The sequence below is a fragment of the Rhodopirellula europaea 6C genome (assembly GCF_000338295.1).
Classification (GTDB): Bacteria; Planctomycetota; Planctomycetia; order Pirellulales; family Pirellulaceae; genus Rhodopirellula; species Rhodopirellula europaea.
On the sequence record NZ_ANMO01000154.1, the window covers coordinates 39,432 to 51,626 of the forward strand.

A 12,195-nucleotide genomic window follows, 5' to 3' on the forward strand; every position below is an offset into this window, starting at 1 on the left:
TTGCGTCAATGTTCAGAAAGCCTCGCGGCGTTGTGAAAAACGCGTGAACGAGGTAAAATGGGCATTCCAATTTTGGGCCTTCGGATCATGGATCCGTCCTGGCCCGCTTCCCCCGTGATAAACGAGCAAATCCCTTGGCTGAAGACGGCGAAAATCAGGAACCAGGCGACGAAAACGCGGGCGAAGTGAACGGATCCACCGGGGATAACAACGGCCAAGAAAACACGGAAGCAGGTGCTGGCGGCGGGGCGCAGGTTCCGCCCGGTGCCGGCAATCCTCCCGGCGGTGCAGAACCACCATCGGGCGGTGGTCCTGAAGGCGGTTCGGGCAATCCCGATCCCCACGGAGGCCACGGCGCTCTTCGGATGGTGGATCTTCCGATCGAAGACGAGCTTCGTGAGAGCTATCTGACGTACGCGATGAGCGTGATCGTCAGCCGCGCTTTGCCCGATGTGCGTGACGGATTGAAACCGTCGCAGCGTCGGATCTTGGTGGCGATGAACGACCTGAACCTCGGCCCAGGCAGCAAGCGGGTCAAATGCGCCAAGATTTCCGGTGACACCTCGGGTAACTATCACCCTCACGGTGAAAGTGTGATTTATCCGACGCTCGTTCGGATGGCCCAAGAGTGGAACATGCGATGCTTGTTGATCGACAAGCAGGGGAACTTCGGTAGCGTCGCGGGTTTGCCTCCGGCTGCGATGCGATACACGGAAGCTCGCATGGGTGCCGTCGCAGCAGCCATGCTGGACGACCTCAAGCTCGACACGGTCGATTACATCCCGACGTACGATGAAGCGAGAACCGAACCAACGGTCTTGCCCAGCAAGTTCCCCAACTTGCTCATCAACGGTTCGGGCGGTATCGCGGTTGGGATGGCGACCAGCATTCCGCCTCACAACCCAACCGAAGTCTGCGATGCTCTGATCAAGTTGATCGAAGAACCAGACACTTCGATCGATGAGTTGTGCGAGATCATCCCCGGTCCTGACTTCCCAACCGGCGGTATCATCTGCGGTCGTGCCGGCGTGCGTCGAGGTTACAAAACCGGGCGAAGCACGATGGTGGTGCGGGCTCGTTGCCAAATCGAAGAGATGAAGGGCAACCGTCATCGCATCGTTGTTACCGAGATTCCATACCAGCAATATCGCGACCGGATCATTGAAAAGATCGCGGCGCTCGTGAACGGAGACCGAATCAAAGGGATCTCCGGAATTCGCGATGAAAGCGATTTGAAAGAACCCGTCCGGTTGGTGGTGGAACTGAAGCGTGGCGAAGATCCTGATGTGATCTTGAACCAGCTGTACCAGTTCTCGCCGCTGCAAGACACGTTCTCGCTGATCTTCTTGGCGCTCGTCGACGGCAAGCCTCGCGAGTTGACGCTGAAGGAGATGCTGGCCGAGTTCCTGCGTCACCGCGTGACCGTGATTCGTCGCCGAACGCAGTTCTTGTTGGCCCGAGCACGTCGTCGCAAGCACACCGTCGAAGGTTTGCTGCTGGCACTCGCCAACATCGACGAGATCATTCAAACGATTCGCACCAGCCGCACTCAACCCGAAGCAAAAGAACGCTTGATGGGCATCGCGTGCCCCGCATCGATGATGCAGCGGGCGCTTGGCGATGAAGGTTTCAAACAGTTCCAACTGGAACGCGGTGAAGCGGATTCCTACACGCTGACCAGCGTCCAAACCGACGAAATTCTTCGCATGCGTTTGGGCCAGTTGGTCAACCTGGAGCAAGAAAAACTCTCCGGCGAGCATGCTGAATTGCTGAAGGAAATCATCGACTACATCGATATTCTCGGCAGCCCAAGTCGCATCAACGGCATCATCAAAGATGACCTCGAAGAGATGAAGCGTCGCTTTGGCGACAAACGTCGAACCGAGATCAGCCACGAAGAACTTGGCAACATCGACCTAGAAGATTTGATCACGGAAGAGACGATGGTCGTGTCCATCAGTCACCGTGGTTACATCAAACGCACACCGACTAGCGTTTACAACACGCAGCGTCGTGGCGGCAAAGGCATGAAGGGGGCCAAGAGCGACAACGAAGATCCAATCGAACACTTGTTCGTCGCCAGCACCCACGCTTACCTGTTGTTCTTCACGACAGCCGGGAAAGTTCGTTGGCAAAAGGTTTATGACATCCCGCAACTCGCTCGTGATGCCAAAGGCCGCGCCATTGTGAACCTGTTGCAGATGGAAGAAGGCGAGCAGATTGCCGAGTGCTTGGCTGTTCGCGATTTCAACCAGCCCGGTCACACGATTGTGATGACAACCAAAAGCGGTCTGGTGAAGAAGACTCCGCTGGAACAATACAGCCGACCGAAGCGAGGTGGCATCATCGCCATCAAACTCCGCGAAGGCGATGAGTTGGTGGACGCCGCCGTGGTTGGCCCTGGCGATGAGATCATCATGGTCACAGCCGACGGCATGGCGATTCGTTTCCGCGAATCGGATTCTCGTCCGATGGGACGCAACACTTCCGGCGTGAAGGGGATCTCGTTGGTTGGCGACGACGCCGTTGTGGGAATGGTCGTGACCGACCCCGAAGCGACTCTGCTGACGGTTTGCAAAAACGGTTACGGAAAACGAACACCGTTCGGACCCAACTTGGCCGATGTTTCTGAAACCGACTCGGAAGAATTCAGCGAAGGCGGAGACGACGAAGCGGCAGCTGCCAGCGGTTCGGCTCGCTACCGCACGCAGAAGCGTGGTGGCAAAGGATTGCGAGACATCAAGACCAGCAAGCGGAACGGCAAGGTGATCGGAATCGCTCGCGTCAATGATGATGACGAGCTGTTCCTGATGACCGCAAAAGGCAAGCTGCAACGAATCAGTGCTGGCGACATCAACGTGATCGGTCGCAACACGCAAGGTGTTCGCATCATGAACGTGGATGACGGTGACGAACTGATCGCGGTCGTTCGCGTGCCAGCTGAAGAGAATGCGGAAGAAGCGGTGGAAGCGGTGGAAGCCGACGCCACTGCGGTAGCTGAGCCAGTTGCAGAAACCGATGCCAGCCCTGAGGCAGACGCCGGATCCGACTCAGACGTTGCACCAGAATGAGGTCGGTCAGGTCTCGCCTGACAGTTTCTAACTCGAAATGTGGCGGACTTCCGAGTCCGTCTTATGTTGTTGTCGCCAAACCCAAAAGCTTGTGCGGCGGACGCACTAATACCGGATCGAGAATTTTTCTCGGTCCGGCAGTGGCTCTCTTTCGTCGATCAACGTTTCATTGATCTTTCTTTCCATTGAGCTGCCAATTCGTCGAAGCAGTTCGTTGAGGTCGTTTGTTGGCCCTTGCACGTCCAGAAGGACGTCTCCATCGGGCTCGTTGCGCACGAAGCCCTTTACGTTCAGGCCACGGCCTTGGTGGATCGCGTTGGCTCGGAATCCCACTCCCTGCACGTCACCGCGATAACGGACGACCTTCCTGGTTTGTTTGACAGCATTCATTGGATTATGGTGACGGCCACTTTCAATTTCGACAATGCAGATCACACCACACGGTCGGTATATGAGTTGGTTTCGTTTGAATTCGGTTGGCGTTGCTTGGGTCTGTTTGGCATCAACGTTTGTGTCGACTGCATACGCAGGCGAACCCAAGGTGTTGACGATTGGCATTGATGGTTTGAGACGTGACGCATTTGTCGCCGCGAAAACACCTCACATGGATTCGCTTTCCGCGAATGGCACGTTGTGTTTGGAAACTCGAGTGACGTCCGATGATGTTACGGATAGTGACACAGTCAGTGGACCGGGCTGGACCACTTTTCTAACGGGGGTTTGGGCGGATCGGCATGGCGTGCTCGACAACTCGTTCAACGGCCGCGATGCAAAAGCCGCGCCGCACGGATTCACGCTGGCAAAGCAAGTCAAACCGAACCTGAAAACCGCGTCGTATCTGTGTTGGACACCCTTGAGCACCCACGTGACAACGGACGCCGATATCGATGTTGTTGTCACACCTGGCAAGAATGCCACAGCCTCAACCGTTTGGAAAGCGGCGGATCAGTCGTTGGCTTGGTCGGCGATCCCAGTCCTGCAAAACGATGACATGGACTGGACGTTTATCTACTTTGGCTCAACCGACGAAACCGGTCACTCGTACGGGTTTCATCCCAGCGTGCCACCATACGTCGCGGCGATTGAGAACGTTGATCGAATGGTGGGTGAGTTGATCGCTGCGGTCAAACAACGCAAGACATATGCCGATGAAGATTGGCTGGTTCTCATCAGCACCGATCATGGTGGCGAAGGAACCGGCCACGGCGGAGGCCGTGAAAATCCGAACGTCTTCACCGCGCCGATGATCGTCAGTGGGGATGCTGCGATGAAAAGTGACGGAATCGAACGGGCCGAAGGAACCGCACCGCCAGCGACGGTGGATTTGGTCACCGTCGCGTTGACTCATCTTCAGATCCCAATCAATCCGAAGTGGCAACTGGCCGGCAGTGCGGAAGGTTGGTTAGAGACAACGCCCACGACTGCCGAAGCCAAATCCGAATGATGGATCATTCCCGCGGCAAGGAAACGGACTCGGCGTAAGCCAGTTCGCCAGTCCAGCCGTCGTAGTACTGGAACACGACCTGCGGATGCGGGTAGGCGACCAAGCGTTTGTCGCCTTGTTTGACCGGCATATTGAATACGTTGTTGACCTGCACCACACAAAAATGCGGGTACAGCCGTTCCAAGCGGGGCAGGTCGGCCAGCACATAACTGCTCCATCGGATGTCGCACTCTCGCGGCCCAAACTGAAACCGTCCCGTCGCAGGGCGGTCGCTTTCGTCGAGTTCCGGTACGTGATTGACGCTGTTGTGAGGCCCGCAACAAAATTCCCACACATTGTCAGTCACGCGAATTGCGAAGCTGTTGTGCAGGTCGCCGGTCATCACAAAGACTTGTTTGTCCATCTCATCCCAGGCATCGATTAGCATTTCTCGTTCGTCGAGAAAGCCGGTCCAGGCTTCTTCTTTGTTGGCTTCGTCGGCTTCGAAGCCACCCGCACCGCTGTGTGGGATCATCATCGGAACGCTAGAAATGAGAAAAGTGAATTTCGCGTCGCTGGCTTTCATTTCACGCAGCAGCCAATCGCGTTGATGTTGGCCCAGCATCGAAACACCTGGTTTGTCGCGCTGTGAAACATCGTGCATGTCACGGTCGCCGCGAGTGTCGAGCAAAAAGAAGTCGCAGTTGGAAACACTGAACTTTCCGTAGCTGCGTTGCCCGATGGAGTAGCTGACTTGGCCGTCCGCTTTGGCGGGCATGTGAAGCCGAACGGTGTGTTCATCCACCACTTCGACGATGTCATAGACGTACGAATTGGCTTCACCATCGTCGGTGTCGTAGACCATGTCGTTGACGCCTGCCGTATCGGTTCCCCAGTGGACGTGCAGGTTCAGCATTTCGTTCAGCGGTAACTGTCGAAAGTTGGTTTGGCGATCGACCAACAAGTCGCTGCCGGCGGTCAACTTCGCAGTCCCAACATGCAAACGTTGCTTGGATTCGAACGGGTTGGCCCAGCCCAGGTAATCGTTCCAGGCGTAAGTTCCAATGTCGCGGAAGACGGTTCGGCGGTGACGCTTGCCCGCTTCGGAGGCTCCCCAGATGTCATTGACCAATTCGTGGTCATCGAAGGTAAACAGCGAGGGCACATTGCGGTGCCAAGTCGACAGGGCATGGTTTCGAGTGAGATACAGTTTGTAGTTCTCCCACACGCCGGTCACGGTTGGCATGGTTTGAACAACTTGCGGAAGTTGGTCGATGCCTTGTGTCAGTCTCCACGCCTCAGCCGGATACTCTCGAAGTTCTTCGTACAGCCAGTCTCCGTTCATGATGTGGAAATGGACTTTGTCCGCCCAATCTTGATTGAGGTGTTTGTAGGTGGGGCTGTCGTGGCCGATTCCATGCAGCGGGTTTTGGTTGGCACACGAACCAATTTGAAATCGGAAGTTGAACAGTCCATCAGGATTGTGTTCCGATTCGGAGCCTGCCTGATCGGGCAATGTGCGGAACGTTCCCGGTTCACCTTGCGGACGGTCGTTCACATAGACGCGATAGTAGTACCGCGTGTCGGGTTGGAGATCGCTGAGCATCACCACGCCCGTGTTGTCGTGTTCAATGCGTGTTCGGCCCGGTTCGCTGACGTGGTCCGACAAATCGCCCCCATGGTTTCCGGGTGGTCGAGTTCCGTAGTGCACGGTGAATTCGCCCGCGTCCGATGTGCGAGCCCATACGGCGACGCTGGTTGATGACGGCCTGCCAAGCATGGGGCCGTGAGTCAATCGACTGGGATCACGTTGTGCGTATGTGGTGGACGAAAAAGAGACCAGAGCAACAAGTGCGAGTGCAAATGCGGTCGATGGGAATCGTGTCATGGGGCAACGCGTGATGATGGGCAGGGGGAGGATTGGGGTTTCCCAGTGTACCTGCCGAACACGCTGCCAGTGGCTTCTACGAACAGCCCTCATGGATCAGGTTGCCGTCGGAATCGTGACAGTCCGACGTCCCAGCGAATTCAAACTCGAGTGTGGAGTGACGGATGTTGTGTTCGCCGGTGAGGTACGACTTGATTTCACGTTTGATTGTTTCCAAATCCTCAAACCGTGTCGGCTGAATCACGACATGAGCTTCCAACGCCCGATGTGATTCGTCCAGTTCCCAAAGATGGACATGGTGGACACCCGATACGCCATCGATTCCACCGAGGTCGGTCATCATTTCCTCGAAATGGAAGTTTGCGGGGGCTCCTTCCATCAAGATGCGAGTCGCTTCGGGGAGCATCTGCCAGACTTGGTAGAGGATGTAAGTCGCGATCAACAGCGTTAGAAACGAGTCCACCCAAAGCCAATCCAAATAAATCACGGCCGCGGCTCCGATGAGAACGGCAACGCTGCCGGCGGCGTCCACCAAGTTGTGAATGAAGGCGGCTCGGACGTTCAGCGAACCCTTGCTCATCGCCCACAGCAAAAATGCGGTGCCAAGGTCGACGACCAATGCGATGGCGGCAGTCACCGCCATCAACCAACCAATGATCGGTTGTGGATCAAAGAAGCGATGGATGGCTTCGTAAACCAAGTAACAGCCGACGACGGCCAACAGTGTGAGGTTGATGGTGGCTCCAATTAGTTCGGCCCTTCGATAACCAAACGTGTATCTCTGGTTCGCTTTTTTGCGAGCGATTCGCCGGGCGATGTAGGCGATCAGCAGCGAGTTGGCATCGCTGAAGTTGTGGGCCGCGTCGGACAGCAAGGCCACGCTGCCCGAGAAGATTCCCGCGATCACTTGGGCAACTGTCAGGAATTGATTCAGCAACACCGACCAGAGCAATCTTGAATCGCTGACCGAGTCGAACTGACCAGCGGAAGTCAGGCCGTGATGGTGCAAGCTTCCACAGTTTTCGTGGTTCTCAGCCGATTCGCCGGAATGGTTGTGATCGCAACTTCCCATGAGATTGATCCTGGGTAAGTGGACTAGGGATTCACGTTTGGCACGTTGTTGCTATCGACGATCGAGGCAGGTTGCCCGAGTGGAGCGATGGAATGGTTGTGGCCAGGCAAGCTTTCGATTCCAACGGCCAGGGCAACGCCGAGCAAGAGCGCGGTGGTCAACTTCAATCGATCGTGGTCATGAAACGCGACTTCGGGAAGCAAGTCCGATAGCGAGATGCAGATAAAGAACCCGGCCGAGAGTGCCAGGCCCCATCCGAGCAAAGCTTCCGTGTTGGCAAATTGGGTGGCACCAAAGTAAAACGCGATCGCGCCGATCGGGCAGGCCATTGAAAAGGTCAAGTTCACCATCGTGCGTTGGGCCGACGTCCACCCGCCTTTGCTCATCACGGATGTGATCGCGAAAGCGTCCAGTGGCTTGTGTAGTGCGACGGCGAGGAAGGTGCCTAGTCCTGCTAGGCCCAACCACGGCGAGTGTTGGGACTCCGCCGCGATGCTGGCTGCCAAGGCGACTCCGTCCATCAGCGTGTGAAGCCCCAAACCAAACAACATGCCGAGCCAACCGAGCGGTTTGCTGCTGACGCGTTTGGCATTCGAATGAGAATGCGAGTGGCTGTGGTCATGATTGTGGTCACTCGGGTGATCATGATTGTGGGCGTGCCCGTGCTCATGACCGTGGTGATGATGATCGTGCGATTCGCCGTGGCCGTGCACGTGGGTGTGGAACGCGCGGAGCAGGATGAACATCGTGATGATGCCAACCAAGACGCCTCCGCCGGCCTGGGACGCGGAACTGATCTTGTGCAGTGAATGTGGCAACAAGTGCAGCATCGCGATCCCCAGCATCAACCCGGCGACAAAGCTCATCAAAAGCTGAGTTCGCAGGTGGGTCATCCGCACCAAAGATGGCAGCCATCCACCACTGACCGAAGCCGTGATGATGAGGACGCAGTACACCGCGAGCAGGGATTCGGGGACAAACAAGGCAATTGCCGAAGCGGGGTACGGACGCGGCGAAACGTTTCAATCTACGCCTTTGCTTGAACGACGCAAGTGGAGTCGCATGGCCAGGATCGCTCCGCACAGCAGGATTACTATTCCCGTGTGAACCATCGCCAGCGATGCCTCCTGGTATCGGGCTCCGCTGTGCAGCAATCCGAACAATCGAGTGCCCGTTGTCGTCACGCCGGGGGGCAAAACCGGCATCGCGGCTGGCACGTCGCCCGCCGAGACGATCGCCACCGCCAATGCGGCAACACCCAATCCGCGTCGCAGCAAAGGGATCTCCAGGTGCCACCATCGCCAAACGACCGAGCCATCCATTTGCCCGGATTGCCAAGTGGCATCATCAATGCCGTCGTAGGCATTTCGAAGAATCCCGTAGGCGACCAGAACGCTTCGCACGCCAACCGCAATCAGCGTCGGCACCAACGTGTGCGTCGCGAGCCGGTCCAGCCCCGCGAAAGGAAGTCGGAAAAAAGCCGCGACAGTCATTCCAATGACCGGGCCGGGCACGAGGAACAGCATCGTTCCCAACACATCGACGACTAATCCAACCGGCTTGGATGAGCGTGCCAGACGAGCAAGGCTCATTGCGATTGGCACTGATAGGATGACAGAGAAAAGAGCGAGCTGAATGGTCCAGGCAATCTCTTCGCGAAAGAGCTTGGGAGCTTCGGCGATTGCGCGGACGGATGATTGCCAGCGGAAGGTCGCCTGTCGTTGGCCGTCTACCACTTCGACCGCGTGGCCGGTTTGGATGATCAATCCGGCAAGTGGCAGGATCAACAACAGCGTGCAAGCGATCACGACTGCCATCGCGATCAAGCGAACTCCGCCTGATGCTGTATCTGTCGTTGTTGATGACACATCGACTGGCTCAGCATCCCAATTGGACGCGACTTTCCATCGACGACGCTGCAGCCAAAACCACAGGAAGGTTGGAATGCCACCGACCACCATCGGCACCAGCGTGGACACCAGCACGGACGTCGTGTTCGGATCCACCGAGTAGAATAGGTAGAACTGATCGGCGACGGTTCGGACGCTGTGCAAATCCGCGACGCTCATTTCGGTCGACGCAAGCACCATCACACCGATCGCCGACGCAATGATCCATGGCAATGCGATTGGCAATCGCACACGCCACCAGCTTTGGCCGGGTGAGAAGTCCAAGGCGGCCTGTTGAATCGCGACGGAAGAAATTCGACGCGTCGCCCAGACCGTTGCCAATGACACCAAGGCGACTCCATGCATCCCATGGATCCAGCCGACCCAGCCCAGGTTGCCTCCCGTCATCGTTGTAACCAACCATCCGAATTTACCAGCGGTTGATTCCCAGGCTGCCGCCAACAAGATCAGGGGCATCGCCAAAGTCACGAACGCGAAAAACGTCCAGGTTCGAACCAGCCAATGATTCGGTCGCAATTGGCTGACAAAAAACGCGGTGGGCACTCCGATCAAAACCGCGATCCCGGCTGACACCAGCATCAATTCGATCGTCGTTGTGATCGCGGTCGCCCAATCATCGGCAAATGTCGGATCGGGGGCCGGCAATCCGGGCGGAACCAACGCTGCGAGCGGAATATTGGGCATAAAGGGAAGGTTTTCGAGGCCGAAAATTCGTCCTGCTCGACGATTTGCCAAGCCTGCGATCACAATGGAGCGACCAACACTTTCACGGAATCTCATGAAGCTGACATCGATCCCCCAGTTGTACCGCAATCTGCGCCGAGGACGCGAGATCCTGAGGGTGCTGCGCCGGTACGGATTGGCGGACTGGATCAGTCGCACAAGACGTTTGCCGCTGCAGAACTGGATCAAGGATCGTTCGGGCGTTCCGCTGACGCAATACACACGATCGCAACGCATTCGGATGGCGATCACCGAGTTGGGGCCAACGTTCATCAAAGTTGGTCAGGTCCTCGCGGCCCGACCTGACTTGGTCGGCAACGAAATCGCGGAAGAGTTGAAACAGCTTCGCAACGAAGTTTCACCCGACAGCATGGAAGTCGTCGAAGCAACGTTGGCCGAAGAGCTCGGTCCGAACTTCCGCAAACACTTCCGACACATCGAACCGGTGCCGCTCGCGACCGCCTCGATCGGACAAGTCCACCGTGCCGAGTTGATGGACGGCCAGCGAGTGGTGTTGAAGGTCCAGCGTCGCGGCATCGAGAAAATGATGCGCGAGGATCTGGATGTTCTCGAGGGCTTGGCCCAATGGGCCGACCACGTCGAGTCGCTTGCTATCTGGGGACCATCGGACATGGTCCGGCAACTGATGCCGATGATCCTTCGAGAGTTGGATTTCAATCGCGAACGCAGCAACCTGAAGCAGTTCGCTCAGATCTTGGAGGCGGACAAAGCCGAAATCGTCATTCCATCCGTGTTCGACCAACTGTGCACGCGACGCGTCTTGGTGATGGAAGAGATGGTTGGCGAGCCATTGGCAAAAGTGTTTGAGCGTGATGATCGCACGTCCTCTGGCGAGTCAAACGAGATAACTCGTGCGGACTTGCCTCCCGAACTGGGCCGAACGCTTGCTCGAACGTATCTGCGAATGGTGTTCGAGGATGGGTTCTTTCATGCCGATCCGCACCCCGGCAACTTGTTTTGCTTGAAAGACGGTCGTTTGGCAATTCTCGATTTTGGGATGACCGGACGCATTGATGAAGCGATGCGTGAGTCGATTGAAGAGATGTTGGCGGCCATCAACGCGGGAGACTGTCGAAGGCTGACGCGTTTGATTCGTCGCGTGGGCAACCCGCGAGTCGACTTGGATCAATCCGCATTGGAAATCGATGTGGCTGATTTTGTGGACACGTATGGCCGGCAAACGCTCGACCGTTTTGATTTGTCCGGGGCATTGAATCAACTCAGCGAAATTCTTCACCGGCATGGGATCGGTTTGCCCAATCAGTCGGCACTGCTGCTGAAAATGCTGATCTCATTGGAAGGAACACTTCGCGAAATTGGCGTTGGGTTCGATTCGCTTGATATCGTTCGCTCCTATCTTCGCCGCGTGATGATTCGCCGTTTAACTCCGGCACGGCGACTTCGGCAAGCCCGACGGATCTATCTGGAGAGCGAAGCGTTCATGGAGAACGCGCCAGAGCAATTGCTGTCGTTGATGAACCAAGCTCGACTGGGGCAGTTGCAGGTGCGTTTGGAACCCAAGCGTTTTGCGCCGGTGGTCAACCGTTTGGTCGTTGGCTTGATGACCAGTGCGGTTTTCCTTGGGTCGGCGCTAATGCTGTCCTACGAGGTTTCACCGGTGCTGTTCCCCGATCAGCCAATGTTCGGGATCCAACGAGTCAGTATCCTGGGACTGGTGGGATTGATCGCCAGTTTCAGCGTGATGGTCGCTCTGTGCCTCGCGATTTTGCGAAGCGAGTAGGCAGACCACTTCGCCAAAAACAGACTTGGTGGATTTTTCGCGAAGAATCTCGAAGCAGTGGGCTTTAGGCAGGTACGCAGGTGTCATCGGGTATGTGAGCCGTTTGGCGTTCGCCACGGTTCCCACGCTTAACTGGGGTTATTGCTGGACATTTAAAACTGGAGGTTTGACACGGAAAATGCGGCATTCGTTTTTGTTCTGTCCTACGCCCCAACGGGGCAGCTCTAAGATAGCCCCAGGCATCGCCTGGGGTTTCGTTCCCCGAAACCCGCTAGGACTGCCCCCTTTGGGGCTTTGCAATCTTGGTCTTGGCATAACCCAGGGCGTTGCCCTGGGCTGGCATAGG

The 12,195-nt window shown here is 56.6% G+C and carries 8 protein-coding genes; 3 read left to right on the plus strand and 5 right to left on the minus strand.

The genetic code is table 11. From position 1 onward, the window contains the following. The first annotated feature begins 134 nt into the window (after positions 1 to 134). Positions 135 to 3,071, plus strand: a complete 2,937-nt coding sequence (gene gyrA, locus RE6C_RS16210) for a DNA gyrase subunit A (protein ID WP_008658203.1) — start codon at positions 135 to 137, stop codon at positions 3,069 to 3,071. A 105-nt stretch (positions 3,072 to 3,176) separates the two neighbouring features. Here gyrA and RE6C_RS16215 read toward each other — a convergent pair whose 3' ends face one another. Continuing rightward, entirely contained in the window at positions 3,177 to 3,461 is a 285-nt protein-coding gene (locus RE6C_RS16215) for an acylphosphatase (protein WP_008658205.1), read from the minus strand. 34 nt (positions 3,462 to 3,495) lie between these two features. Between RE6C_RS16215 and RE6C_RS16220 the strand changes: the two genes are divergently transcribed. Continuing rightward, positions 3,496 to 4,515, plus strand: a complete 1,020-nt coding sequence (locus RE6C_RS16220) for an alkaline phosphatase family protein (protein WP_052034983.1) — start codon at positions 3,496 to 3,498, stop codon at positions 4,513 to 4,515. A 4-nt stretch (positions 4,516 to 4,519) separates the two neighbouring features. Here RE6C_RS16220 and RE6C_RS16225 read toward each other — a convergent pair whose 3' ends face one another. The 4 genes from RE6C_RS16225 to RE6C_RS16240 form a co-directional block, all read right to left on the minus strand. Beyond that, a complete protein-coding gene (locus RE6C_RS16225; RefSeq protein WP_008658209.1) occupies positions 4,520 to 6,382 on the minus strand; it encodes an alkaline phosphatase D family protein in 1,863 nt (620 codons plus the stop codon). A gap of 76 nt (positions 6,383 to 6,458) precedes the next feature. Beyond that, entirely contained in the window at positions 6,459 to 7,454 is a 996-nt protein-coding gene (locus RE6C_RS16230) for a cation diffusion facilitator family transporter (RefSeq protein WP_008658212.1), read from the minus strand. Positions 7,455 to 7,477: 23 nt separating this feature from the next. After that, a complete protein-coding gene (locus RE6C_RS16235; protein WP_008658214.1) occupies positions 7,478 to 8,437 on the minus strand; it encodes a ZIP family metal transporter in 960 nt (319 codons plus the stop codon). Between the two features lie 39 nt (positions 8,438 to 8,476). After that, positions 8,477 to 10,144, minus strand: a complete 1,668-nt coding sequence (locus RE6C_RS16240; RefSeq protein ID WP_039962289.1) for an ABC transporter permease — start codon at positions 10,142 to 10,144, stop codon at positions 8,477 to 8,479. Between RE6C_RS16240 and RE6C_RS16245 the strand changes: the two genes are divergently transcribed. After that, the gene (locus RE6C_RS16245) at positions 10,143 to 11,849 is read left to right on the plus strand and encodes an ABC1 kinase family protein (RefSeq protein WP_039962291.1); all 1,707 of its coding nucleotides are present in this window, start codon (positions 10,143 to 10,145) and stop codon (positions 11,847 to 11,849) included. The two genes, RE6C_RS16240 and RE6C_RS16245, sit on opposite strands and share 2 nt — an antisense overlap. The last annotated feature ends 346 nt before the right edge of the window (positions 11,850 to 12,195 follow it).

Bases quoted from the DNA above. Each gene is read 5' to 3' on its own strand.
- RE6C_RS16215 (WP_008658205.1), bottom strand. From the start codon at position 3,461: ATGAATGCTGTCAAACAAACCAGGAAGGTCGTCCGTTATCGCGGTGAC.
- RE6C_RS16220 (WP_052034983.1), top strand. From the start codon at position 3,496: ATGCAGATCACACCACACGGTCGGTATATGAGTTGGTTTCGTTTGAAT.
- RE6C_RS16225 (WP_008658209.1), bottom strand. From the start codon at position 6,382: ATGACACGATTCCCATCGACCGCATTTGCACTCGCACTTGTTGCTCTG.
- RE6C_RS16230 (WP_008658212.1), bottom strand. From the start codon at position 7,454: ATGGGAAGTTGCGATCACAACCATTCCGGCGAATCGGCTGAGAACCAC.
- RE6C_RS16245 (WP_039962291.1), top strand. From the start codon at position 10,143: ATGAAGCTGACATCGATCCCCCAGTTGTACCGCAATCTGCGCCGAGGA.
- RE6C_RS16240 (WP_039962289.1), bottom strand. From the start codon at position 10,144: ATGAGATTCCGTGAAAGTGTTGGTCGCTCCATTGTGATCGCAGGCTTG.